This is a genomic window from Phyllobacterium sp. T2-21, assembly GCF_055378485.1.
Genome location: NZ_AP027912.1, coordinates 3,333,349 through 3,357,914, shown reverse-complemented (window position 1 = coordinate 3,357,914; position 24,566 = coordinate 3,333,349). Strand labels below are relative to the sequence as shown.

21 protein-coding genes and 1 riboswitch are annotated in these 24,566 nt (G+C 61.0%); of the genes, 8 read left to right on the top strand and 13 right to left on the bottom strand.

Annotated elements, in window-relative coordinates:
- Position 1: 1 nt before the first annotated feature.
- Both metE and ACZ5FP_RS16655 read right to left on the bottom strand, forming a co-directional pair.
- On the bottom strand, positions 2–2,311 hold the full coding sequence (gene metE / locus ACZ5FP_RS16660) for a 5-methyltetrahydropteroyltriglutamate--homocysteine S-methyltransferase (RefSeq protein WP_464661327.1): 2,310 nt from the start codon (positions 2,309–2,311) through the stop codon (positions 2–4).
- A 105-nt stretch (positions 2,312–2,416) separates the two neighbouring features.
- Positions 2,417–2,633: riboswitch (cobalamin riboswitch) on the bottom strand.
- 62 nt (positions 2,634–2,695) lie between these two features.
- Complete coding sequence (locus ACZ5FP_RS16655; protein WP_464661326.1) at positions 2,696–4,000, bottom strand: MFS transporter; 1,305 nt, start codon at positions 3,998–4,000, stop codon at positions 2,696–2,698.
- Between the two features lie 109 nt (positions 4,001–4,109).
- Between ACZ5FP_RS16655 and ACZ5FP_RS16650 the strand changes: the two genes are divergently transcribed.
- Positions 4,110–4,688, top strand: coding sequence for a TetR/AcrR family transcriptional regulator (locus ACZ5FP_RS16650; RefSeq protein WP_464661325.1), 579 nt, complete (start codon positions 4,110–4,112; stop codon positions 4,686–4,688).
- 192 nt (positions 4,689–4,880) lie between these two features.
- On the opposite strand, the gene uvrB is transcribed toward ACZ5FP_RS16650, so the two are convergent.
- The 4 genes from uvrB to ACZ5FP_RS16630 all read right to left on the bottom strand — a co-directional run bounded on the left by uvrB (position 4,881) and on the right by ACZ5FP_RS16630 (position 10,732).
- Positions 4,881–7,703 carry an excinuclease ABC subunit UvrB gene (gene uvrB / locus ACZ5FP_RS16645; RefSeq protein WP_464661324.1) on the bottom strand — a complete coding sequence of 941 codons (2,823 nt, stop codon included), beginning with the start codon at positions 7,701–7,703 and terminating at the stop codon, positions 4,881–4,883.
- Positions 7,704–7,827: 124 nt separating this feature from the next.
- Positions 7,828–8,085 carry a SemiSWEET family sugar transporter gene (locus ACZ5FP_RS16640; RefSeq protein ID WP_223612606.1) on the bottom strand — a complete coding sequence of 86 codons (258 nt, stop codon included), beginning with the start codon at positions 8,083–8,085 and terminating at the stop codon, positions 7,828–7,830.
- 139 nt (positions 8,086–8,224) lie between these two features.
- Positions 8,225–9,394, bottom strand: a complete 1,170-nt coding sequence (locus ACZ5FP_RS16635; protein WP_464661323.1) for an alpha/beta hydrolase — start codon at positions 9,392–9,394, stop codon at positions 8,225–8,227.
- Between the two features lie 141 nt (positions 9,395–9,535).
- Positions 9,536–10,732, bottom strand: a complete 1,197-nt coding sequence (locus ACZ5FP_RS16630) for a mandelate racemase/muconate lactonizing enzyme family protein (RefSeq protein WP_464661322.1) — start codon at positions 10,730–10,732, stop codon at positions 9,536–9,538.
- Between the two features lie 226 nt (positions 10,733–10,958).
- Here ACZ5FP_RS16630 and ACZ5FP_RS16625 point away from each other — a divergent pair, with 226 nt between their 5' ends.
- Complete coding sequence (locus tag ACZ5FP_RS16625) at positions 10,959–11,303, top strand: acyl-CoA thioesterase (protein ID WP_105733051.1); 345 nt, start codon at positions 10,959–10,961, stop codon at positions 11,301–11,303.
- Between the two features lie 10 nt (positions 11,304–11,313).
- Here ACZ5FP_RS16625 and ACZ5FP_RS16620 read toward each other — a convergent pair whose 3' ends face one another.
- The gene (locus ACZ5FP_RS16620) at positions 11,314–11,730 is read right to left on the bottom strand and encodes a VOC family protein (protein WP_464661321.1); all 417 of its coding nucleotides are present in this window, start codon (positions 11,728–11,730) and stop codon (positions 11,314–11,316) included.
- Between the two features lie 198 nt (positions 11,731–11,928).
- Here ACZ5FP_RS16620 and ACZ5FP_RS16615 point away from each other — a divergent pair, with 198 nt between their 5' ends.
- Positions 11,929–13,113 carry a low temperature requirement protein A gene (locus ACZ5FP_RS16615; protein WP_464661320.1) on the top strand — a complete coding sequence of 395 codons (1,185 nt, stop codon included), beginning with the start codon at positions 11,929–11,931 and terminating at the stop codon, positions 13,111–13,113.
- A gap of 6 nt (positions 13,114–13,119) precedes the next feature.
- On the opposite strand, the gene ACZ5FP_RS16610 is transcribed toward ACZ5FP_RS16615, so the two are convergent.
- On the bottom strand, positions 13,120–14,097 hold the full coding sequence (locus ACZ5FP_RS16610; RefSeq protein WP_464661319.1) for an extensin-like domain-containing protein: 978 nt from the start codon (positions 14,095–14,097) through the stop codon (positions 13,120–13,122).
- A 120-nt stretch (positions 14,098–14,217) separates the two neighbouring features.
- Positions 14,218–15,105 (bottom strand): DMT family transporter, encoded by an 888-nt coding sequence (locus ACZ5FP_RS16605; RefSeq protein WP_464661318.1) that lies wholly within the window; start codon positions 15,103–15,105, stop codon positions 14,218–14,220.
- 288 nt (positions 15,106–15,393) lie between these two features.
- Here ACZ5FP_RS16605 and greA point away from each other — a divergent pair, with 288 nt between their 5' ends.
- Genes greA through ACZ5FP_RS16590 form a run of 3 tightly spaced genes read left to right on the top strand, consistent with a single transcriptional unit; the run spans position 15,394 to position 17,664 of the window.
- Positions 15,394–15,867: a transcription elongation factor GreA gene (gene greA, locus ACZ5FP_RS16600; protein WP_112526015.1), complete on the top strand. Its 474-nt coding sequence runs from the start codon at positions 15,394–15,396 to the stop codon at positions 15,865–15,867.
- A complete protein-coding gene (locus tag ACZ5FP_RS16595; protein WP_464661317.1) occupies positions 15,839–16,939 on the top strand; it encodes a glycosyltransferase family 4 protein in 1,101 nt (366 codons plus the stop codon). The genes greA and ACZ5FP_RS16595 overlap by 29 nt, the downstream gene beginning before the upstream one ends.
- On the top strand, positions 16,936–17,664 hold the full coding sequence (locus tag ACZ5FP_RS16590) for a glycosyltransferase family 25 protein (protein ID WP_464661316.1): 729 nt from the start codon (positions 16,936–16,938) through the stop codon (positions 17,662–17,664). The genes ACZ5FP_RS16595 and ACZ5FP_RS16590 overlap by 4 nt, the downstream gene beginning before the upstream one ends.
- Here the strand turns inward: ACZ5FP_RS16590 and ACZ5FP_RS16585 are convergent.
- Both ACZ5FP_RS16585 and ACZ5FP_RS16580 read right to left on the bottom strand, forming a co-directional pair.
- Positions 17,661–18,131 carry an Lrp/AsnC family transcriptional regulator gene (locus ACZ5FP_RS16585; RefSeq protein WP_223612615.1) on the bottom strand — a complete coding sequence of 157 codons (471 nt, stop codon included), beginning with the start codon at positions 18,129–18,131 and terminating at the stop codon, positions 17,661–17,663. The two genes, ACZ5FP_RS16590 and ACZ5FP_RS16585, sit on opposite strands and share 4 nt — an antisense overlap.
- A 113-nt stretch (positions 18,132–18,244) precedes the next feature.
- Entirely contained in the window at positions 18,245–19,645 is a 1,401-nt protein-coding gene (locus ACZ5FP_RS16580; RefSeq protein WP_464661315.1) for a TrkH family potassium uptake protein, read from the bottom strand.
- A 277-nt stretch (positions 19,646–19,922) separates the two neighbouring features.
- Between ACZ5FP_RS16580 and trxB the strand changes: the two genes are divergently transcribed.
- Positions 19,923–20,897, top strand: coding sequence for a thioredoxin-disulfide reductase (gene trxB, locus ACZ5FP_RS16575; RefSeq protein WP_464661314.1), 975 nt, complete (start codon positions 19,923–19,925; stop codon positions 20,895–20,897).
- A 60-nt stretch (positions 20,898–20,957) separates the two neighbouring features.
- Positions 20,958–21,854, top strand: a complete 897-nt coding sequence (locus ACZ5FP_RS16570; RefSeq protein ID WP_105732078.1) for a LysR family transcriptional regulator — start codon at positions 20,958–20,960, stop codon at positions 21,852–21,854.
- Positions 21,855–22,192: 338 nt separating this feature from the next.
- Here the strand turns inward: ACZ5FP_RS16570 and msrP are convergent, their stop codons facing one another.
- Together msrP and ACZ5FP_RS16560 are read right to left on the bottom strand one after the other, a co-directional pair.
- Positions 22,193–23,173 (bottom strand): protein-methionine-sulfoxide reductase catalytic subunit MsrP, encoded by a 981-nt coding sequence (msrP, locus tag ACZ5FP_RS16565; RefSeq protein ID WP_464661313.1) that lies wholly within the window; start codon positions 23,171–23,173, stop codon positions 22,193–22,195.
- A gap of 140 nt (positions 23,174–23,313) precedes the next feature.
- Positions 23,314–24,516, bottom strand: coding sequence for a pyridoxal phosphate-dependent aminotransferase (locus tag ACZ5FP_RS16560; RefSeq protein ID WP_288193566.1), 1,203 nt, complete (start codon positions 24,514–24,516; stop codon positions 23,314–23,316).
- Between the last annotated feature and the right edge of the window lie 50 nt (positions 24,517–24,566).

Here is a 24,566-nt window from a genome sequence, read left to right as displayed (position 1 = left end):
TCTATTGCTCGAGTCGTAGAAGCTTTGCGGCTTCGACCATGTTGACGAGGGCTGGCTTCACCTCTTCCCATTTGCGGGTTTTCAGGCCGCAATCGGGATTGACCCAAATCTGGTCGGGATCAAGATTCTTCCGGGCCTTGCGCAGCAGGCCAGCCATTTCATCCACCGGCGGGATGCGCGGCGAATGGATGTCATAGACACCCGGACCGATCTCGTTGGGATAATGGTAGGTCACGAACGCATCGAGCAGTTCCATTTTCGACCGCGATGTCTCGATGGAGATTACATCCGCATCCATGGCCGCAATGGAGTCGATGATGTCGTTGAACTCCGAATAGCACATATGCGTGTGGATTTGCGTTTCGTCCTGAACGCCTGAAGCGGACAGGCGGAAACACTCGGTAGCCCAGTCGAGATAAGCAGCCCAATCGGCCCGGCGGATGGGCAGGCCTTCGCGGATGGCCGGTTCGTCGATCTGGATGATGCGGATTCCGGCTTTTTCCAGATCGCTTACCTCATCGCGCAATGCCAGTCCGATCTGGCGGCAGACCTGATCGCGCGGAAGATCGTCGCGCACGAACGACCATTGCATCATGGTCACCGGCCCCGTCAGCATTCCCTTCATGGGCTTGTTCGTCAGCGACTGGGCGTAGGCTGCCCATTCGACCGTCATCGCCTGCGGGCGGCTGACATCGCCGAAAATGACCGGCGGGCGGACGCAGCGCGAGCCGTAGCTCTGCACCCAACCATGCCGGGTGAAGGCAAAGCCCGACAGTTGCTCGCCGAAATACTGCACCATGTCATTGCGCTCGAATTCCCCGTGCACCAGCACATCGATGCCGATTTCCTCCTGCCAGCGGATGGAATTTTCCGTTTCCTTGCGCAGCAGCGCCGCATAGGCATTGGCGGTCAGCGCCCCCTTGCCATGTTCCGCCCGCGCCTTGCGCACCCCTTCCGTCTGCGGAAAGGAACCGATGGTGGTGGTCGGAAAATCCGGCAGCCCCAGCGATTTCTGCTTTTCCCGGCGGGCGGGATAGGGGCTTTGACGCCGCGACAGTTCCGCCGTCACCGCCTGCAGGCGCCGCTTGACCGCCGCATCATGAATTTTGCTCGACGTCCTGCGGGTTTCCACTGCCGTCGCGGCCGCTGCCAGTTCATCCCGGACGCTGTCCCGGCCGGTGTTGATCGCCCTGCCAAGGATCGACAGTTCCTCAAGCTTCTGCGTGGCAAAGGCCAGCCAGCTTTTGAAGTCAGGGTCGATGTCCGTTTCAAGTTCGAGATCGACAGGCGTGTGCAGCAGCGAACAGGACGGGGCGAGAATCAGGTGATCTGTTCCCCGCTGGCTGATCACCGGTTCGATACGCCGCAGGATCGCCTCGAGATCGGCCCGCCAGACATTGCGGCCGTCGATGACGCCGAGCGACAGGACAAGTCCGGCAGGCGCTTGGGTTACGATCGTCTGGAGCTGCTGCGGTGCACGGCAGAGGTCGAGATGCACGCCGGCAACGGGCAGCCCGAGCGCCAGGTCGAGATTGTCGCCAAGCGCGCCGAAATAGGGCGTCAGCAACAGTTTCAGGCGGGGAAGGGCGCGCGCGAAGAATTCATATGCCACGCGGAATGCCGTCTGCGTGCTTTCATCGAGATCGAGCACCAGTGCGGGCTCGTCGATCTGCACCCATTCGGCGCCGTTGGCGGAAAGGCGGCGCAGAATTTCCGTATAGACCGGCAGGAGACCCGGAAGGAGTGATAGCGGGTCGAGCTGTGCGTCCTTGCTCTTGGCCAGTTTGAGGAATGTAACCGGCCCGAGAACCACCGGGCGCGTGTCAAAGCCCTGCTCCTTCGCTTCGCGGTATTCGTCGACCGGCTTGTTGGAACCGAGGGTGAATTCCTGCCCCTTTGTCAGTTCCGGCACCATGAAATGATAGTTGGTATCGAACCACTTCGTCATTTCCTGTGCCGCCACCCCGTGGTGGGTGCAGGCGCCGTGATCATGGCCGCCCTGGCTGCCGCGCGCCATGGCGAAATAGGTTTCGGGCGAAACCGGTCCGCCTTTCCATTCGTAGCTCTGGGGCACTGCGCCCAGCATGACACTGGTATCCAGCACGTGGTCATAGAGCGAGAAATCATTGCTGGGTATGTGGCCGAGGCCGAGCTTCTGCTGCAAGGCCCAGTTCTCCTCACGCAACCCGGCGGCGATATCCTGCAGGGTGACGATATGGGACTGGCCCGACCAGAATTTTTCTAGCGCGAATTTCAGTTCGCGCCGTTTGCCGATCCGCGGAAAACCCAGATTGCTTGTGGTGATAGACATAGTTCTTTACCCCGATGGTTGAGGGCAAAGGCCAGGCGCACGCGTGCAGGACATACGGGCGCCCAAGACGTCCGCTTGCAAGCGACACACCGGACACCCCGCCCGTGGACGTTATCTATCGAGGCAGGTCTCCTGGCTTGCGGGTCGGTGCTCTCGTCAGGCCTTCCCGATCCGTCCTGGGATCAGTGACACGAAATTGACGAGAACTCGCCGCTTACAGTTGCGGGGGCAGCTCCGGATTGGACCGCTGGCAGCGATCGCACCGTATTCCCTCTTAGCTCTGCGCCCGAAGGCGCAGAGAACCACGATGCGGGGTATGGTAGGCGCGTGCCCGTAGACTGTCAATAACACATAAAGACATATTTATATGGTTACATCCTAAGTTCAGTGGGCGATGGCGGGTTCGCCGACGCGGTCGTCCTTGCTGCTCTTGCGGATGGTCAGCGCCAGCAGCGCGGCGATCAGGCACAGGATGCCGGCGGTGAAGAAGGCCGGGAGGTAGCTCGCATATTCCGTACGGGCAAAACCGCCGCCATAGGCCGCCGATGCTGCGCCGAGCTGGTGACCGGCAAAGACCCAGCCGAACACCATGCCGGCCTTTTCCCGGCCGAAACGGTCCGTTGCCAGCTTGACCGTCGGCGGCACGGTGGCGATCCAGTCGAGGCCGTAGAACATGGCGAACAGCGACAGGCCGTAGATCGAAAAATTGCTGTAGGGCAGGAACAGCAGCGAAGCGCCGCGCAGGCCGTAATACCAGAACAGCAGCCAGCGATTGTCGACCCGGTCGGACAACCAGCCGGAGCCGATCGTGCCGAAGAAATCGAAGAAACCCATCATGGCAAGCACGCTGGCGGCGGTGACGGCCGCAAGCCCGTAATCACCGCAGAGCGCGACGAAGTGGGTCTGGATGAGGCCGTTGGTGCTGGCGCCGCAGATGTAGAAGGTGGCAAATAGCACCCAGAACGTGCTGGTGCGGGATATTTCCTTGAGGGTGGCCAGCGGCAGGATGATGAGCGACAGCAGGCCGCCGTTAATCGGTGCGGTCTTGGCCACGTCCTTCTCGCCATAGGCGGGTAGGCCGACATCGGACGGGCGGTCCCGCATCAGCAGGAAGACGGCGGCTGCTGCGACGGCGAGCAGGGCGCAGACCATCATGGTCGCCGCGCGCCAGCCGTAGTTTTCACTGATGGAGGCCATGAGCGGCATGAAAGCCAGCTGCCCGGTGGCCGAGCTTGCGGTCAGCATGCCCAGCACCAGCCCGCGCCGGTCGGTGAACCAGCGGGTGGCAACTGTCGCACCGAGCACCATGGCGGTCAGGCCGGTGCCGAAACCGATCACCACGCCCCACAGCAGGATGAGCTGCCAGATCTGCGTCATGCCGAGGGACAGGAAGGAGCCGCCGGCGATCAGCGCAAGCGCCACGCACACGACCTTCCGTACGCCGAAATAGTTCATGAACGCCGCGGCGAACGGGCCCATCAGCCCGAACAGCAACAGCCGGATGGAAAAGGCGGTGGCGATCTGTTCCGTCGTCCAGCCGAATTCCTTTTCCAGCGGCACGATGAGCACGCCGGGGGCGCCGACGGCCGCTGCCGTCACAAGCATGGTGAGGAAGGTGACGGATACGACGACCCAGCCATAGTGGACATTGCGCCGGGCGAGCGCGGCAGCGAGAGGCGATGAAATCATGTTCGTGTTCCCTGGAGGGTAATCGGCTTTTAGATGACGATCATCATATTGACTATTGATGACGGTCATCATATAAATTGTCAATGCAGTTTTTTTGAAGGAATGTTTCATGCGCGTCAGCAGGGACCAGGCAGCACAGAACCGCGCCCGCATCATCGAGATCGCCGGACAGCAGTTCCGCGAAAAGGGTTTTGACGGCATCGGCGTCGCCGATGTGATGAAAAGCGCGGGGCTCACCCATGGCGGTTTCTATGGTCATTTCAATTCGAAGGATGACCTGATCGCCGAGGCCTGCGCGGCGGCCATGGCTTTGTCGGTCCGGCGGTGGACTAGCCTGTCCGAGGCGTCGCCTGACGATGCGCTCGGCGCGATCACCCAATCCTATCTGGCGGGTGACGCCCATGGCGAGGGACAGATGAGCGGCTGCATGATGGCCGCATTGGCGCCGGATATCGCGCGGCGCGGCGGTCCCGTCCGTTCGCGCTTCACCGAGGGCACCAAGGCGCTTCTCGATATTCTCGTTAACGCCGTGACCGGCCGCAGCAAAGCCCGGCAGCGCGAAAAGGCCATTGCCATCATGGCGGGGCTGGTGGGCACCGTGGTGCTGGCGCGCGCCGTGGACGATCCTGATTTTGCCAAGGAGATCAAACGGGTCGGTGCGGAGGTGTTCGGCAGGGATGGGGAGTAACAAGAGCCATTGGCAATCCTATGGTGCGTGGTTCGACAAGCTCACCATGAGGGAGGTTAGGGATTGCAAGGAGTCATTTTCTGCAACGTTTGTGACTAACCTTGCACCAAACCGCTTCCCTCATGGTGAGCTTGTCGAACCACCCACCATGCACAATGACACCTGCGGCCAATCTGCAATGAATACGCCGTATTACCGCCCCGGACGTCCCGTTTTGCCCGGCCGGCGTTTCTTGCGCGCATCGTTTGCGTCCTCATAGGAGCCGATGCCGCTGCGCTCGCGGCGAATGATGGTATCGTCATTCCGGTTGGTAGCCCCGGGAAGCGCCGGTTTTTCCGGCACGGCGCCGCGCACGGGCTTTTCGGTCCGGCCGACAGTCATCTCGTCCAGCGTGTTCTTGCGGAATTGTCCACCGCCGAACGGCCGGGTGGAATCGCCGCCCATCTCATCGAGATGCGGCTTGCGGAACAGCGGCGAGTTCGGATCGCTGTTCTCGTCGGTGACCACGCGGTGCATGGCGCGGCCGGCATTGTGCCGGCCCTTGGTGCGGCCGCTGACCGGGCTTTCCAGTTCCACTTCGCGCGCCATCGGGTCGTCCGATATCGCCAGCTCCGTCTCGCGCAGCCGCTTGATTTCGTCGCGCAGCCGTGCCGCCACTTCGAAGTCGAGATCGTCGGCGGCTTCGCGCATCTGCTTTTCCAGATGTTCGAGGTGCGATTTGAGGTTGTTGCCCATCATCGCGCCGGACTCGGCAAAGCCGGAAATATCGGCCCGGACGTGATCGCGCTCGTACACGCTGTTGAGGATATCGCCGATGTTCTTCTTGATGCTGGCGGGCGTGATCCCGTTGGCCGTATTGTAGGCTTCCTGCTTTTCACGGCGGCGGCTGGTTTCCGCCATGGCCCGTTCCATCGAACCGGTCACGTGATCGGCATAAAGAACAACCTTGCCGTCGACGTTGCGGGCGGCGCGGCCGATGGTCTGGATCAGCGATGTTTCCGAGCGCAGGAATCCTTCCTTGTCCGCATCGAGAATGGCGACGAACCCGCATTCGGGAATGTCCAGGCCCTCGCGCAGCAGGTTGATGCCGACGAGCACGTCGAAGGCGCCGAGCCGCAGGTCACGCAGGATTTCGATGCGCTCGAGCGTATCGATGTCCGAGTGCATGTAACGCACGCGGATGCCCTGTTCGTGCAGATATTCCGTCAGATCTTCCGCCATGCGCTTGGTCAGCACCGTGACCAGCGTGCGGTAGCCCTTTGCCGATGTCTCGCGGATTTCGCCGAGAACGTCGTCGACCTGCGATTTGGCCGGACGCACCTCGACCGGCGGATCGATCAGGCCGGTCGGCCGGATGACCTGCTCGGCAAACACGCCGCCGGCTTCTTCCATTTCCCAATTGCTCGGGGTCGCCGAAACCGCAACGGTCTGCGGGCGCATGGCGTCCCATTCCTCGAAACGCAGCGGACGGTTGTCCATGCACGAGGGCAGGCGGAAGCCGTACTCGGCCAGCGTTGCCTTGCGCCTGAAGTCGCCCTTGTACATCGCGCCGATCTGCGGAACGGTCACATGGCTTTCGTCGATGAAAACAAGCGCATTGTCGGGGATATATTCGAACAGCGTGGGCGGCGGTTCGCCCGGCTTGCGGCCGGTGAGATAACGCGAATAGTTCTCGATGCCGGCGCAGGAACCGGTGGCCTCAAGCATTTCCAGGTCGAAGGTGCAGCGCTGCTCCAGCCGCTGCGCTTCGAGCAGGCGTCCGGCCTGGTTGAGTTCCACCAGCCGGTGCTTCAGCTCTTCCTTGATCGACTTGATCGCTTGGTTCAGCGTCGGGCGCGGCGTCACATAGTGCGAGTTCGCATAAATCTTCACCTGGCTGAGATCGCCGGTCTTCTGGCCCGTCAGCGGGTCGAATTCCGTGATCGTCTCGATCTCGTCGCCGAACATGGAAATGCGCCAGGCCCGATCCTCAAGGTGGGCCGGGAACAGTTCGATCGTGTCGCCGCGCACCCGGAACGAGCCGCGGGTGAAATCCATCTCGCGCCGCTTGTACTGCTGCGCCACCAGATCGGCGAGCAGCGCCCGCTGGTCCAGCCGGTCGCCGATCTTCATCTCGAAGGTCATGGCCGTATAGGTTTCGACCGATCCGATACCGTAGATGCAGGAGACGGAGGCGACGATGATCACGTCATCGCGTTCCAGGAGCGAACGGGTGGCCGAATGGCGCATCCGGTCGATCTGCTCGTTGATCGACGATTCCTTCTCGATGAACGTATCCGAGCGCGGCACATAGGCTTCCGGCTGGTAGTAATCGTAATAGGAAACGAAATACTCGACCGCATTGTTGGGGAAGAAGGATTTGAACTCGCCGTAGAGCTGCGCCGCCAGTGTTTTGTTGGGCGCGAGGATCAGCGCCGGGCGCTGGGTCTCCTCGATGACCTTGGCCATGGTGAAGGTCTTGCCCGACCCGGTGACACCCAAAAGCACCTGCGTCTTGTCATCGTCGGCAATGCCGGAGACGAGATCGCGGATGGCCGTCGGCTGGTCGCCGGAGGGCTGGAAATCCGTTTCCATGCGGATGGCGATGCCGCCTTCGGATTTCGAAGGGCGGGCGGGGCGGTGCGGCTGCCAGGCTGTGCCGTTCTTGAACAGCGGATTGCCGCTTTCGATCAGGGCGGAGAGCGCGGCAACGGTGGCGGTGGCGCCGCCTGCGGGCAGGTTGGCGGTGTCTTCCAGCGCGATATCCAGGCCGGCGACCGGGTTCAACCCGGCCGCGGCGCGCGTCTTCGGATCGCTCGATCCGCCGATGGAGGTGCCGCGCGAGGTCCTGGAACTGCTGGTTGGCTTGGCGGCTGCCTTCTTCGGCTTCGTCACCTTGGGCTGCGGCTTGGCCGTTTCCTCGGAAATCTGCTTGGCCCAATCGCTGATCGAGCCGGAGAGCGGTGTGCCTTCCAGTTCCGATTGCGGCGCTTCGCCGAAACCATCCGCGTTATATTTGTCAGGAGATTTAACCATGGGTTGAATATGGTGGGAGTCCGGCAAAATGGAAAGAGCCAAGTCCGCAAAAGTCAGCGGAAGCGGCAGGCTCCTGACATAAGGTTGTCAGGAGGATTGTCAGGGTGCGTCGTGTTTCGGGGTATCAGCCATAGCGCAGCTTGAGGCCGAGAATGGTCAGGATCAGCAGCAGCGTCGTGGCGTTTGCCGCGATGACCGGCCAGGAACTGATCATGATACCGTAGAACAGCCAGAGCAGCACGCCAAGTGCCAGCGAAGCATTGCTGATGAGCGAAATGCTGCCGGTTTCCCGGTGCCGAACGATCTTGATGATCTGCGGAACCCAGCACAGGGTGGTGATCAAGGCAGCAAGACTGCCAACGAGCTCGATATGGAGAGGCACGGACCGATCTTTCAGAAAAAGAGAGAATTGATATATGAGCGAATTCTTCAAAAAAATACAGCGGAATCATGACTTAACCAACAATCCGCGATAAAAATTTATGTCGCGGATTGTTGGTCTCGTGTCTCCTGCCGCCGGTCTATTGAACGGCGCCGAGAAGCCGGGCCGGAAGATAGATCACAAGCGACGCTGCGCCTGTTATGACGGAGGTGCCATCGGCGAGAACGGACTGCCCGGCGGGTGTCTCATCACCGGACAGCACTTTCTGCGACAATTGCCCGCTGCGCACCATGTTCATCAGCGTCGGCGAGCTTGCAAATACCCCATGCGACCCGCCGTCGAGGTCGGACGCATCGAGGACGACGATGCCGAGTTTCTGCAGCACGGCGATGCTGGAGCCGTCGCCGACGCGCGGGTGGCCGCCGGTAATCCGTCCTGACACGCTCAGGGCACTGTCGGCGCGGGAAACCAGCACCGTAAAGGGTTTTGGCAGTTCGCCGATATCCCGGACCTGTCCCTGGAACACGTCGATATCGATGTCCGGCGCCGCCAGCATGACGCCCGACAGGCGGCGGAACACGTCGCGATGGCCGGTCTGCGCCAGTTGGCTCAGGGCTTCCATGACCACGAACGAGCCCATGGAATGGCCGACCAGCAGGATTTTCGTCGCCTTGGTCGCCGCGGCCAGTTGCAGAAGTTCGGCAAGACCGTCGCGGCCATAGGTGGCGCTGTCGCGGTCATAGACGTAAAGGCCGAGCGAACCCGCCGACGGCCAGGAATAGTGGACGGAAACGGCGGGAAGGCCGTAATCATAGGCGAACTGCGCCTGCCGGAAGACGCTGTCGGCAAAATTGTTGTTGTAGCCATGGACGAAAACAAACAGCTCGCGCTGGTTGGCGGGACGTTTGGCCAGTTCCGCGTTGATCTTCTCGACGAAGACCTGCTTGCTGCCATAGGGCTGGAACGCCGTTGCGGCAAAATCCCGGGCCGGGTTGGGTTTGGTGCTGCTCTTCTCCACTTCGCCGCGCTTGTGGTTCGGCGGGATACCTACGTCGACGCGGGCAAAATTGAGGGTTGGGGAGCGCTTGGCCGAATAGGGCAGGGAGAGATTGTCCGACCGCTCGCGGCTGGTCGCGACGAAGATCGGAATGACGGCCTTGGGTCCGGTCTTGTCGTTCAGCACCGGCGCGGGCACCGCCGCATTGGCCTTGACGACGTGTTGGGACGTGAGACCCAGCACAGCACGGCCACCGCACCCTGTCAGCACAAGCATGACGAGCAGAAAGGCCGACAAGCGGGATACGGTCATGAACACACTCCGGACAGCACTCCGGAAGTTAGAACCAGTATTTCGGCCGCACTGCAACTTAAAAGCACTGCCCGGCGGGCGGCAGGCACGCCGAACTGCCGCCGGCGTGACAATTTTTCAACAACCGGGTACTGCGGCCGATCAGACGATCAGCGGGTCGCGGCCCATGTTCAGATGCAGCTCGTGGCCATCATAGGCATGAGCTTCGGCCACCGCTTCGTCGAGTTCGACGCCGAGGCCCGGCGCCGTCGGCGGGATGACATAGCCGTTTTCCCATTGAAGCGGCGTCTTGAGCAGCTCGGCATGGAACCCGCCAAAGGCCTGGATGCATTCGAGAATGAGGAAATTCGGGCTGCAGGTGGAAAGCTGGATATTGGCCGCGCCGACGATCGGTCCGCAATAGAGATGCGGGGCGATCTGCGCATGAAACGTTTCAGCCATGCCGGCGATCTTCTTGGCCTCCAGAATGCCGCCGACACGCCCCAGATCCATCTGCAGGATATTGGCGGCGCGGTTCACCAGCACCCGCTGAAACTCATATTTCGTGGTGAGACGTTCACCCGTCGCCACGGGGATCGTGGTGTGCTGCTGCACATAGGCCATATTCTCCGGCATATCTGGCGGGACCGGTTCTTCGAACCACAAGGGATCGTAGGGCTCGAGCCGTCTGGCCAGCCGCACGGCGCTGGTCGGTGTCATCTGGCCATGGGTGCCGAACAGGATATCCGCCTTGGAGCCGACAGCCTCGCGCACCAGACGCACAAATTTTTCGCCGAGATCGAGTTCTTCGAGCGAGAGCTGGCGCGGGTCGAAGGAGGTGTAGGGCGCAACGGGATCGAATTTCACGGCGGTGTAGCCCTGCGCCACATACTCCGCGGCGCGCTCCGCCGAGGCTTCGGCATTCCAGTAGATCGCCGAGGTCTCGCCCAGTTCGGGTTTGGGATAGAGATAGGTGTAGCTGCGCAGCCGCTCGTGCACCCGCCCGCCCAGCAATTCGTAGACGGGCTTGTCGGCTTCCTTGCCGATGATATCCCAGCAGGCCATTTCCAGCGCTGATACGGCGCCCATGATGGTCACGTCAGGACGCTGGGTGAAGCCGCCGGAATAGGCGCGGCGGAAAAACCGCTCGATGTGGTGCGGGTCCTGGCCGATCAGCCAGCGCTCGGCGACATCCTCGATCACGGTGCGCATGACCTGCGGGCTGACCGTCGAATTGTAGGCCTCGCCATAGCCGACGACACCGGAATCGGTGGTGAGCTTGACGAAGATGAACCACGTGCCTCCAAACGATGGCGGCGGGTTGCCGACGACGAAGGTTTTTACATCGGTGATTTTCATGGCCTGCTCCGGTGGTTCACTGTCCGCCCGACCCTAAGGGAGAGGGCGCGCATGTCAAAAACCGTGCAACGACCCCGCATGTCGGCTTTCTGACAGTTCTTGCACAGAAGGTCTTTCCATTGCCTCTATTGCACTGCATCATAAGCCCATATGCACATGCCTATGGAGACCGGACGTGAGTGAAGAAACCAAGCCGATCGGCGAACTGACCCTGCGCACGCTTGCCATGCCTGCGGATGCCAACGCGGCCGGCGATATTTTCGGCGGCTGGGTCATGGCACAGATGGACTTGTCCTGCGGTATCCGCGCGGCGGAACGGGCACGCGGCCGGGTGGTGACGGCGGCGGTGAAGGAAATGGCCTTCGCCAAGCCGGTCAAGATCGGCGATACGCTGTGCGTCTACACGCATATCGAACATGTCGGGCGCACCTCCATCACGCTGAAGGTGGAAGCATGGGCGCAACGCTATCTCTCCGACCTGATGGAGCGGGTCACCCATGCGGATTTCGTCATGGTGGCGCTTGATACATCGGGCAAGCCGACGCCGGTGCCGCCGGAAACCAAGGCCTGAGGTCCAGACCCTAGCCTCCGATCATATACTTGTCCCAGAAACCGGCCTGCGGTTCGATCTGCTCGACAATGTCGATCCACAGGCCCGACGGATCGTGAAAACCGAAACGGCGCTGGCCGAAAGGCTCGTCGGTCAGTGGATATTCCACCTGCAATCCGCTCGCGGTGACCTTTTCGAAAGCTGCCGCGGCGTCATCCACCTGCAGCTCAAAGCACATGCCCTTGCCGCCAAAGCTTTCCGGGCCGGGCGGCGCCGACGGGTGGTCCGGCGTCATGAAGGCGATGGAGGCCGTATGGTCCTCGCCCGCGAGCCAGCAAAACCATGTGCTGTCAAAACCGCTGGTGAAGCCGAGATGCCGTATCCAGAAATCGCGGCAAGCCTCTTTTTTCTCGGTGACGATGATCGGATAGCGGTCCGTGAAGCGCATGGTAGGCCTTTCCCAGGGGTGGTGATTTGCGGCATTAGAGGCAGTCGGCATGGCGATGACAAGGGTGTTTTGTCAGTAGTCTTCACACGCCCGCTTGCCGGATACGTGCACCATCCTGTGGTTAAGATCGCAAAAGGCTTGGATTGGCGGCATTAATCAGGCAGCGTTTTTTCAGGGTCTGATGTTGGAGGGCGATGCATGGCACTGTCTGGGGCAATCCGGAATTACGCGCGTATACGGGGCGGGAGCGACAGCGCGAAAGTCGATTTCGTCGAATTGTTCTTCGATCTCGTCTTCGTCTTTGCCGTCACCCAGATTTCGCACTTCCTGCTGCACGACCTCAGCCTCAAGGGGCTTGGCGAAAGCGCGCTGCTGCTCGCGGCGGTCTGGTGGGTGTGGGTCTACACGGCGTGGGTGACCAACTGGCTCGATCCGACGACGCCGCCGGTCCGGGTGATGCTGTTCGTGCTGATGCTGGCGGGGCTGGTGCTGTCAACGTCCATACCCACGGCCTTTGCCGGCCGCGGGCTGGTTTTTGCCCTGGCTTTCGTCACCATGCAGCTGGGCCGCTCGCTCTTCGTCATGTGGGCGATGCGCCACCACAACCGCTCCAACTACCTGAACTTCGTGCGCATCTCGATCTGGCTTGGCGTCTCCGCCGTGTTCTGGATCAGCGGCGGGCTGGCCGATCCGGAAAACCGGGTGTTTTTCTGGCTGGTTGCGCTGCTGATCGAGCTGGCGGGTCCGGCGTTGGGCTTCCGCACCCCCGGCCTTGGCGCCTCGACGACGGCGGACTGGGACGTGGACGGCGACCATATGGCCGAGCGCGCCGCATTGTTCATCATCATTGCGCTCGGCGAATCCATCCTTGTATCCGGCGCGACATTCGCCGAGCAGGAATGGACCTTCATTTCATTCTCGGCGTTTCTGACCACCTTCGTGGCTTCGGTGGCCATGTGGCTGATCTATTTCAATGTCGGGCAGCTGCGCGCGCACCACAAGATCGCCTCGACCGATGATCCCGGCCGCATCGCCCGCGTCGCCTATACCTATATCCATGTGCTGCTGGTGGCCGGCATCATCGTGGTGGCCGTTTCCGATGAACTGGTGCTGGCGCATCCGCTCGGTCATTCAGCGCCCTCGGTTCTCTGGACATCCATCGGCGGAACGGCGCTCTATCTCATCGGCAACCTGCTGTTCAAGGGCTATGTGGAGGGCAGGCCGCCGCTGTCGCATATGGCGGGACTGGTCCTGTGCGCCGTTCTGGCCTTTGCGGGCGGTGCGCTCTCGCCGCTCGTGCTCGGTGCTGCAACCAGCCTGATCCTGATCGTGGTGACGATCTGGGAATATGTCGGCCGGATCAGGGAACCCGGCCACCATTAGGACGCGCTAGCGGCAGGCGCGATGGCCGTTGCGCCGCTGCATCAGATCGAAGTGGAAATGGTCGCGGTGGAAAATATCGTAGCCGGGGCCGAGCACCGTGGTGAAGTAGTCGCAGGCATCGGAGCGGACATTGTTGAGCAGGCCGCGCTGCCGGAAGGCGAAGAACCCCGGCTTCTGCACCTTGATGTCGGTGCCGTTGTTCAGGGTGATCTTGGCGATGTCCAGCGCATTGCCCTTGGAATGTTCGGACATGTTGGCGCCCGGCCGGTTGCTCATGGTGCGGCAGGAATAGCTCGAGGCCTGATGAATGGTGTTGACGCCGGAGAGATAGCGCAGCCGCGTCGACGGCTGCAGGTCGCCCTTGACCCAGCGGGCAAAGGCCAGGGTCATCTGGCAGTTCAGCGTCGCACTTGGTTTCAGCCGGATCTGGCCGCTGGCGAAGCCGCTGACCGTCAGCGGGTTGTCGATACGGCACACGCCGCCATCATTGATCGGCGCGTGCTCCTGAAAGACGACGCCAAGCTGCTTGAGCTGGGTCCGGCAGGCGATCTCACCGGCGGGTATGGCGTAGCGGCTTTCGCTGCGCGCCATGGGGTCGCGCAGACCGCCGCCGGCATAGCCGTAATTCTGTTCGCGGCTGGTCAGCGCGTGGTTTTCTTCCGTCATCACGGGCTCTGCCGCCGCCAGGTTCTGTTCCTGCGCCACCGGCTGGTCGGCTTCATTGTTGGCAATGCGGTTTTCTTCACCGGCCAGGGAATTGTCAGCCATTGAATTGTCGGGGGCAGCTGTATCGGGTGTCATGTCCGCGGCGGGCGCCACCGCTATATAGTCGCCGGACTCCGCAGGGCTCGCGCCATGGCCGACATTGGCCTGCGGGCGGCGCACATCGCCCATGCCGCAGGCGCTGAGCGCGGTTGCCGTGCACAGGACAAAGATGGTCGCAAGGCGCCGCAAGGGCACGGCGGACGACAACGCAAAACTCATGTCACCACATCCTTTTCGCCTGAAACCAAGCGCAGACATGGATAAAATAAGACCAAAGTGTAAAGGAAAGGTCAGCGGCGGCGGTAATGCCTGTGACGGCAACAAGGCAGGAATTGCACCCTAGGCGGCATCCGTCCGGTTGCGCAGGGCCGGGACGATTTCAACCGTGATCATGGCGATGAAGATCAGCGCACAGCCGATCATGCCGTGGACCGTCATGCGCTCGCCGAGGAGGATGGCGCCGAAGAGTGCCGCGAACAGGGCTTCGGAGGAAAGCATGATGGCCGCCTGCGGCGCGCTGGTATAGCGCTGGCCGACCGCCTGCAGGGTGAAGGCAATGCCGCAGGAGAACACGCCGCCAAAGAGGATGGCCGGCCAGGACAGCATGACCGATGGCCAGTTGAACGGTTCCATGAATGCGGCGAGGGTAAAGCCGAACACGGCGCAGGTCAGGAACTGCACGAAGGAAAGCATGAAGGGCCGGCCGTTTTCATGCGCGAGACGGTTGATGAAGATGATCTGCAGCGCCCAGAAGACGGCGCACAGAATGGTCAGCCAGTCGCCGGTCGTCAGGTTGTTGAGCTGCCCGCCCGACAGGAGATAGATGCCGCCCAGCGCCGTCAGCGCACAGGGCCAGACGATCGGGCTCGGCCAGCTCCAGAACAGCATGACGCCGAGGATCGGCACCATCACCACATAGAGGCCGGTGAGAAAGCCGGAATTGGTGACCGTTGTCGTGGCAAGGCCCATCTGCTGCAGAACCGAGCCGACGGACAGGAACAGGCCGATGAAGATGAAGCTGCCGTAATCCCGGCGGGTGAGGCGGTGTTTCGCCAGCCGTGCTTCGCGCCATGCCAGCGGCGCAACGGTCAGGCTTGCCAGGGCAAAGCGCAGTCCGATGAACAGAAAGGCGCCGACATTGCCGACGGCACTCGCCTGCGCGACAAAACCGAGGCCCCAGATGGCGCCTGCGACAAGCAGCAACAGATTGGCACGGCCTTGCGTCATGATGAATCCACAGAATATCCGCGGTCATCCCTTGCCCGCAACCTGCTCTATCGATTGCCGTGATGGACTGCAAGAGCCCCGAAGGGAGCATTGCTCCCCGGCGGCACAGGGAAAACCGGCCGATCCGCGACATTTTCTACTTTCTTCGTGAAATCGCCGGAAAGAGTGCTATATTAAACGACGAATGACTGAACGGTTCCGAAGTCTTGAGCTTCGGTGACCGTTTTCTTTTTGTGTCGCGCGGCCCTGGCGGGGCGCATTTGACACTTGACTGCGAAAGGAGAGGGCATGGAAAAGGTCCCGATGACTCAAGGCGGATTTGACAAGCTCAAGGAAGAATTGCGCTGGCGCCAGCAGGAAGAGCGGCCCCGCATCATCCTGGCAATTTCGGAAGCGCGCGCCCATGGCGACCTCTCGGAAAATGCCGAGTATCATGCCGCCAAGGAAGCCCAGAGCCACAATGAAGGCCGCGTCAGCGAGCTTGAAGGCTATATCGGGCATGCCGAAATCATCGATATCTCGAAATTGTCCGGCGACAAGATCAAGTTTGGCGCCACCGTCCAGCTGATCGACGAAGATACGGAAGACAAGAAGATCTACCAGATCGTCGGCGATCAGGAAGCTGATCCGAAAGCCGGCCGCATTTCCATTTCCTCACCCATCGCCCGTGCCCTGATCGGCAAGAGCGAAGGCGACACGATCGAAGTCAATGCACCGGGCGGCGCCCGTTCGTATGAAATCGTCGGGTTCAAGTTCGCCTGATATCGTGCCGGAACCGGTAAGCAACGTCGAGGTGATCGCTCCGAATTTCAAGCGCAAGCTTTCCGGGGTCACCTCGACTATCGTGCAGCTCATTCCGCTGCAGCGGGCCAACGGCCTCAAAATCGTGGCCATGGGACCGGGTCTTCCCGACAACCTGCCGAAAATCGGGTGGCGTTCGCTGCCCGGTTTCTGGTTCAGGCCAAAGACCAGACCCTTCCGAATCTGGCATGCCCGCCGCAACAACGAGATGCTCGCGGGCATTCTGATGCGCCATGTCCTGCGCATGAAGCTGTCGCTGCTCTTTACCTCGGCAGCGCAGCGTGACCACAAGCCCTTCACCAAATGGCTGATCCGGCGGATGAACGCCGTGATTGCCACCAGCGCCAAATCCGGCAGCTATCTGCAGGTGCCGCACACCGTGATCATGCACGGGGTGGATACGGACACGTTCCATCCGCCGGCAACGCCCGAGGATGCCTTTGCTGCCTCCGGACTGCCGGGCACATATCTTGTCGGCTGTTCCGGGCGTATCCGCCATTCAAAGGGCACGGATCTTTTTGTCGATGCCATGATCAATCTCCTGCCGCGCTATCCCGAATGGACGGCCGTCATGACGGGCCGGACAACCGCCGAACACAAGGGGTTCGAGCAGGCGCTGCGCGAGAAGATTGCCACGGCGGGATTGCAGGATCGCCTGCTCTTTCTGGGCGAAGTGCCTGACGTGAAACTCTGGTACCGCCGCATGACCCTTTATGTCGCGCCGTCGCGCAATGAGGGTTTCGGCCTGACGCCGCTGGAAGCCATGGCCTCGCAAACCGCCGTTGTGACCAGCGATGCCGGTGCCTATGCGGAGATGGTCGAGCGCGCCACGGGCACCGTTGTTCCGGCGGGTGACCGGCCGGCACTGGAAGAGGCCATCGAACGCTATCTCGCCGATCCGGCAAAATGCGAGGAAGCCGGAAAGGCCGGGCTCGAACATGTGCGGGAAAATTTCCCGCTGCAGAACGAAGCGGCGAAAATCCTCACCGTCTACGAGCGCCTGTTCGCGGGCAGCATCCGGGCCGGATCATGAAGGTTGCCGCATTCATCATTCACCTCAAGCGTGCTGAAAAACGCGGCGCGCATGTCAGGGAATTGATGCAACGGCTGCCGGTCGCAGCGGAGATTATCGATGCCGTCGACGCGCAGCAGCTCAGCGAGGGTGAAATCACGGCGGTCTACAGCCGGACATCCCGGCATTTCCCGCCTTATCCCTTCCAGTTGCGCACCACCGAGATCGCCTGCTTTCTCTCGCATCGCAAGGCGTGGCAGGCGATTGTCGACGGCAATCTCGATGCGGGCCTGGTCATCGAGGACGATGTCGATATCGATCCGGGCTTTGCCGATCAGCTGAAACTGGCGATGGAGACTGTGCGGCCCGGCGATTACATCCGCTTTCCGCGCTGGACGCGCGGCGAAAAGGGCGGCGATATTGCCCGCCAGGGTGGTAACGCCGTCATGCAGCCCGCATTGCCCGGCCTCGGCATGCAGATGCAGCTGATCGGCCGCGATGCCGCGATTGCGCTGCTTGCAGCGACGAAGCGGTTCGACCGGCCGGTGGACACAACGCTGCAGATGCGCTGGCTGCACCCGGTGCGCATGCTGTCCGCCCGGCCCATCACCATTCGCGAGATCGATTTCAATCTCGGCGGCACGGTCGTCCAGGGCAAAAAGACTCTTTCGGACAAGCTGAAGCGCGAGGTGCTCCGGCCGTACTACCGTGTCTTGCTGTTCTTCTATTCGAAAATTCGCGGTTAGAGCACCATCAGCGGTTCGTTCTTGACCGCACGGATGGTCAGCGACGTGCGGACGGAATCGACATTCGGCGTCGATGTCAGGTCTTCGATGACGAAATTCTGGAAAATGCTGATGTCGCTCGCCACGCAATGCAGGAGGAAGTCGGATTCGCCCGAGACCATCCATGCGCGGCGCACGATGGTCCAGCTGTTGGTCTTTTCGGCAAAGCTCTTCAGGTCGGCGTCCGATTGCCGGTGCAGCCTGATCATGCAGAAGGCGACGATATCCTGGCCGAGGATCGAACCGTTCAGGATGGCCCTGTAGCCCTGGATGATGCCGCCTTCCTCGAGCTTGCGCACCCGGCGCAGGCAGGGCGGTGCCGATATGCCGACACGTTCGGCAAGCTCCACATTGGTGATGCGGCCATTGTCCTGAAGCTGTTTCAGGATTTTCCAGTCGATCTCGTCCAAGTCCGCCTTCAAAGGCATGGTCTGATTATATCCCTGTCAAAAAGGCGCTTACAGCGAGCACCATAGGCGATTCCTGCCGCTGTGTAATGCATTCGCATCCGGTTACAAACAGGTTCATAGCAGGAAAGCCTCTACCGGCTCCAGAAGCTGCGCGTAAACAGAATGACGACCGTGATGATTTCCAGCCGGCCCGCCAGCATGAGATAGCTCAGGAGCAGAAGCGAGGGGTCGCTGAGCGTCGAAAAGTTGCCGACCGGCCCGATCGTATCACCGAAACCCGGCCCGACATTGGAAAGCGCCGTCAGCGCCCCGGTGATCGACGTGCCGAGATCGTTGCCGAGGATCGTCAGCGCCGTGGCTCCAACGATCAGGGATGACATGTAGAGGAAGATGAAAAGCAGCGCGGATTGCGCGACCTGCGGGCTGATTTCCGCGCGGCCATAGCGCATTTTGATGACGGCATTCGGCATGATCAGCCGTGTCAGGCTGGCGGATGCCAGCTGCCAGAGGATGATCAGGCGATTGAGCTTGATGCCGCCCGACGTCGACCCGGCACAGCCGCCGATGAATGTCACGATGAAGAAAATGCCGAGGGCTTCCGGGCCCCAGCGCGTATAGTCTTCGGTTGCAAAACCTGTGGTTGAGATAATCGATACGAGGTTGAACGCTGCGGCAATCAGGGCATCGCCAAACCCGATGCCGGTTTCCAGCGTAAGCCCCACCGCCAGAAAAAAGCTGAGGCCGATGATGATGATGAAGAACAGGGTCACCTGCGGGTCGGCGAGCGAGGTCAGGCGCTGCGGCATGACGGCCTTGATGTAGAGCACGAAGGGCAGGGCGCCGAGCACCATGAAGATGGTGGCGATGACGAGAATGGCCCGGTTGTGGGCATAGAAGCCCAGGGATGAATCATGCGTGGAAAAGCCGGCGGTGGCGACGGTCGTCATGCCGTGATTGACCGCATCGAACATGCCCATGCCGGCGGCGAAGTAAGACAGGGTGCACAGCACCGTCAGGCTGACATAGGCGATGATGATGCCTGTGGCGATCTGGTGGATGCGCGGCAGGATTTTCTCCGACTTGTCGGAGGATTCCATGTGCAGGAGCTGGATGCCACCCACGCGCAGCGACGGCAGCAGCAACAGGCCGAGGCCGACGAAACCGAAACCGCCGAACCAGCACAGAAGCGAGCGCCAGAGCAGGATGCCGCGCGGCATGGCATCGAGCCCTGTCAGCACGGTGGCGCCCGTCGAGGTGATGCCGGACATGGATTCGAACAGCGCCTTGGCGAAACTGATCGGCAGCGTCGAGAAATAGAGGGGCAGGGACCCGAGCAGCGCCGCCGTGAGCCAGACGGAAACGATCAGGAGAAAGCCGAGGCGCGGGGTAAACCGGATATCGGGATTGTGGGTGGCGAGGGCGACAAGCCCGCAGAGCACACCGGTGAAAATCGCCGATTCCACGAAGGTGATCCAGTCCCGGTTGCCGATATGCAGATCAACAGCGGCGGGAATCAGCATGGCTGCCGCCATGACCAGACCAAATCGCGCGCAAATATTGATGATGGTGCGAAAAATGAGCGGACCTCAGAACGGGAAGAGAGACATGGGAATGTTTCATAACCGGTTCCGTCAGGCGCCACAATGCGCGCCAAACGGCAAAACACCGCGTACAAGCTGTGGCTAACCGGCCTATATCACGCGCAGACCTTGCAACGGAGGGGGCTGACCCACTACCTTATGGCATTGGAAATGATCATAAGTCTGCTCCCAACCCGTTCTGGCTGAACATCTGTTTATAGGTCTTGATATGTCACAGCGCCACGTGCCCGTCCTCATTATCGGTTCCGGTCCTGCCGGCTATACCGCAGCCATCTATGCGGCCCGCGCCAACCTGAAACCTGTGATCGTTGCCGGTCTGCAGCAGGGCGGCCAGCTGATGATCACCACGGATGTCGAGAACTATCCGGGCTATGCCGATCCGGTGCAGGGGCCATGGATGATGGACCAGATGCGCATTCAGGCCGAACATGTCGGCGCCGAGATCATTCACGATATCATCACTGAAGTGGACATTTCCGTCCGGCCGTTCCGCCTCGTCGGCGATGGCGGCACGCAGTACACCTGCGATGCGCTGATCATTGCGACGGGTGCGCAGGCGAAATGGCTTGGAATCCCGACCGAACAGGCCTTCATGGGCTTCGGCGTTTCCGCCTGTGCCACATGCGACGGTTTCTTCTACCGCAACAAGGACGTCGTCGTTGTCGGCGGCGGCAATACGGCCGTCGAGGAAGCGCTCTATCTTGCCAATCTGGCAAAGTCCGTCACGGTCGTGCATCGCCGCGATCATTTTCGTGCGGAAAAAATTCTGCAGGACCGCCTGTTTGCCCGCGAAAATGTCAAAGTCGTCTGGGACAACGTCATCGACGAAATCACGGGTACGGAGGCAAAGCCGCCTATGGCAGCATCGGTTTCCGGCGTGCGCCTGAAGAATGTCAAGACAGGCGAGACGACGGACCTTGCAACGCACGGTGTTTTTGTCGCCATCGGTCATGCGCCGGCAGTTGAACTGTTCAAGGGGAAACTCAAGCACAAGCCGAATGGCTATCTGTGGACCGCTGCGGATTCGACGGCGACCGATGTTCCCGGTGTTTTCGCCGCCGGCGATGTCACCGACGATATCTATCGTCAGGCCGTGACAGCGGCCGGAATGGGCTGCATGGCAGCCCTTGAGGCCGAACGCTGGCTGGCGGCACAGGAACCGGTGCGCCAGGCTGCCGAATAAGGGCGTTTGAGATAAGGCCGGTTGCGATATGCGGAACCGGAATGGGGGAGAGACTGCGCCATGTCGCTTGACTGGGACAAATTGCGAATATTTCATGCTGCGGCGGAGGCTGGGTCATTCACCCATGCCGCCGAGACGCTGCATCTGTCGCAATCGGCCATCTCCCGCCAGGTGAGCGCATTGGAGCAGGATGTTGGCGTTCCCCTGTTTCACCGGCATGCGCGCGGCCTGATCCTGACCGAGCAGGGCGAGGTGCTGTACCGCACGGCGCATGAAGTGCTGATGAAGCTGGAAAACGTCCGCTCGCGCCTCACCGAAAGCAAGGATCGCCCGTCGGGCAAGCTGCGCGTCACCACCACTGTCGGTCTCGGTTCCGGCTGGCTGATCGAGCGCGTGCAGGAATTCATCGAACTCTATCCGGAAGTGCAGCTGCAGCTGCTGCTCGACAACGAGGAGCTGGATCTGACGATGCGCCATGCGGATTGTGCGATCCGCCTGCGCCAGCCGCAGCAGCCTGACCTGATCCAGCGGCGGCTGTTCACGGTGCATATGCACGTCTACGCCTCGCCGGGCTACATCGCCAAATACGGCAAGATCGAAAACATCGATGAGATCGATTCCCATCGCATCGTCAGCTTCGGCGAGCCGGCACCGTCGTACCTCACCAACCTCAACTGGCTGGAAGGGATCGGCCGGTCCGACGGCAATCTGCGGCCTGCCGTTCTGCAGATCAACAACCTCCTGTCGATCAAGCGCGCCATCCAGAAGGGCGTCGGCCTTGGCGTGCTCCCCGATTACATGGTCGAGAAGGATTCGACCCTCGTGCGCCTGCTGCCGGAGATGGAGCTGCCATCCTTCGATACGTTCTTCTGCTATCCCGAGGGAATCAAGAACGCAGCGAAATTGCACGTGTTTCGGGATTTCCTTTTCTCGAAGGCGCGCACCTGGTCCTATTGACCGGTTGTTTTCGCATTTTTTCGAAAAAATTTTCTTTCGCGAGCGGGCCGGTTCGGAGCATGATCTTGCCGGATTGCACCGCAAACACGCGCTCTCATTTCAAAAATGCCGATAAATTGTCGGTATGCATTTGGTGCATGGGTGCATTGCACAATTGGGGGATTGCAAGAAACGGTTAAAGGGCCCATATCCACATCACTAGCCGATGCGTCTCCTCCTCCCATTGCGCATCCGCTAGTGTTCCCCTCTGGAGGTTTTGCCAGAAATGGCATCCTTCAAAACTTAAGGCCGGGCAATTGTCCGGCCTCTTTTCTTTTCTGGGGTATGTTTCCCAAAAATCAGCGATAGAGCGTTTCGTTTTCGAGCCCCGTGTAGAGGGACGCGACCTGATCGCCATAGCCATTGAACAACAGCGTCGGCACGGTTTCACCCGTGTGCAGCACGCGCTCCTGCGCCTGGCTCCAGCGCGGGTGCGCCACCGCCGGATTGACGTTGGCCCAGAAACCGTACTCGTTCGACGCCAGCTCCTCCCAGAAACTTACCGGCCGCTTGTCGGTGAAGGTGATCCTGCGGATCGACTTGATCGACTTGAACCCGTATTTCCACGGCAAAGCGAGGCGGATCGGCGCGCCGAACTGGTTGAGCAGAGGCTTGCCATAGGCGCCCGTCACCAGGAAGGCGAGCTCATTGGCCGCTTCCGCCATGGTGACGCCCTCCACATAGGGCCAGCTATAGAGAAAGCCGTTCTGGCCGCTGGCCATCGACGGATCGTTGAACGTCTCGAAGCGGATGTATGTGGCCGAGGCGAGCGGCTTTGCCATCTCAACCAGTCTGGCCAGCGAAAAGCCGGTCCATGGAATGGTCATCGACCATGCCTCGACACAGCGATGGCGATAGAGGCGCTCTTCCAGCGGGATTTTTGCCTCAAGATCGGCAAATTCGATGGTGAAAGGTTTGTCCACCATGCCATCGATGTCGATCGCCCAGGGGTTGGTGATGAGGCTCTGCGCTTCCGCATAAATCCCCTTGTCCGATCCGAATTCGTAGAAATTGTTGTATGTCGCGTTGATTTCTTCCGGTGTCAGGCTGCGGTCGAGCGTATAGGCGTCATTGCGTCTGGCCGGATAGAAAGCCGGGTTGCCGGCGGGTTTATGCTCCGCCGCGGCGCGCGCTGCCTTTGGCAGTGCCGTGAGCGCAGCGGTTGCCAGCGCACCAAGGCCCCAGGCCTGCAGGATCGACCGCCGGTTGAGGAATGCCGCCTCCGGGGTTGCCAGGGCTTCGGCTATCGCCCAGGCGGGCTTGCGGTGAATGGCGGCCATAACTGTTCTTTCATCTCTGCGGCGTTGCGGTGGAAATATGCCATTTCCGTGCAAGAACGATCAACACAAAGCCGTGAAGCCCTTGCCGCAAAGAAAAAGGGGCCGATGGGCCCCTTTTTGTCTTCAATCCGGTTGTGCGATCAGCGCAGGCTGGCGCAGAAGCGCTGGATGCGCTTGCCGGCTTCCTCAAGCTTGGCATCCGACGTCGCATAGGAAATGCGCAGGTTCGGTCCAAGGCCGAAGGCCGAGCCATGCACGGCGGCAACGGCTTCGCTCGACAGCAGTTCGCTGACAAAATCCTCGTCGGTTTCGATCACCTTGCCCGACGGCGCTGTCTTGCCGATGGCGGCTGCGCAGGACGGGTAGACGTAGAAGGCGCCTTCCGGCTTGGGGCACTGCAGCAGCGGCGCCTGGTTCAGCATGGAAACGATGAGATCGCGGCGGCCTTCGAATGCCTTCTTGAACACCGGCAGGTGTTCCTGCGTGCCGTCCAGTGCCTCGACGGCGGCCCATTGCGAAATCGCGCTGGTGCCGGATGTCTGCTGGCCCTGCACCATGTCCATGGCGTTGATCAGCGCCTGCGGTCCGGCGGCGTAGCCGATGCGCCAGCCGGTCATGGCATAGGCTTTCGATACGCCGTTCATGGTCAGCGTGCGGTCGTAGAGGCTCGGCTCGACTTGTGCCGGGGTGACGAACTTGAAGTCGCCATAGGTCAGGTGTTCGTACATGTCGTCGGTGAGAACCCAGACATGCGGATGACGGACGAGAACGTCGGTGATCTTCTTCAGCTCATCCCAGCTGTAGGCGGCGCCCGAAGGATTGGACGGCGAATTGAGAATGACCCACTTGGTCTTCGGCGTGATGGCGCGTTCCAGATCTTCCGGCTGCAGCTTGAATTCATGCTGCTGCGTGGCCGAGACGATAACCGGCGTGCCGCCGCACAGCGCCACCATTTCCGGGTAGCTCACCCAGTACGGTGCAACGCAGATGACTTCGTCGCCGGGGTTCAGCGTGGCGAGCAGCGCGTTGTAGATGACGTGCTTGCCGCCGGTGGAGACGATGGTCTGGCTCGGCTTGTATTCGAGTTCATTTTCGCGCTTGAACTTGCGGGTGATCGCCTCGCGCAACGGCACGATGCCGGAAACCGGGGTATACTTGGTTTCGCCGCGGCGGATGGCGGCAATGGCGGCTTCCTTGATGTTGTCGGGCGTATCAAAATCCGGTTCGCCAACGGAGAGCGAGATCACATCCCGGCCCTCGGCTTTCAGATCGCGTGCTTTCTGGGTGATCGCAATCGTTGCGGAAACCTTCACGCGGGAAAGGGCGTCGGCGAGGAATGCCATGGTATCGTTCTCCTGAAGCGGGTGTTTGACAAGGGGTAGCCGGTGTGCGG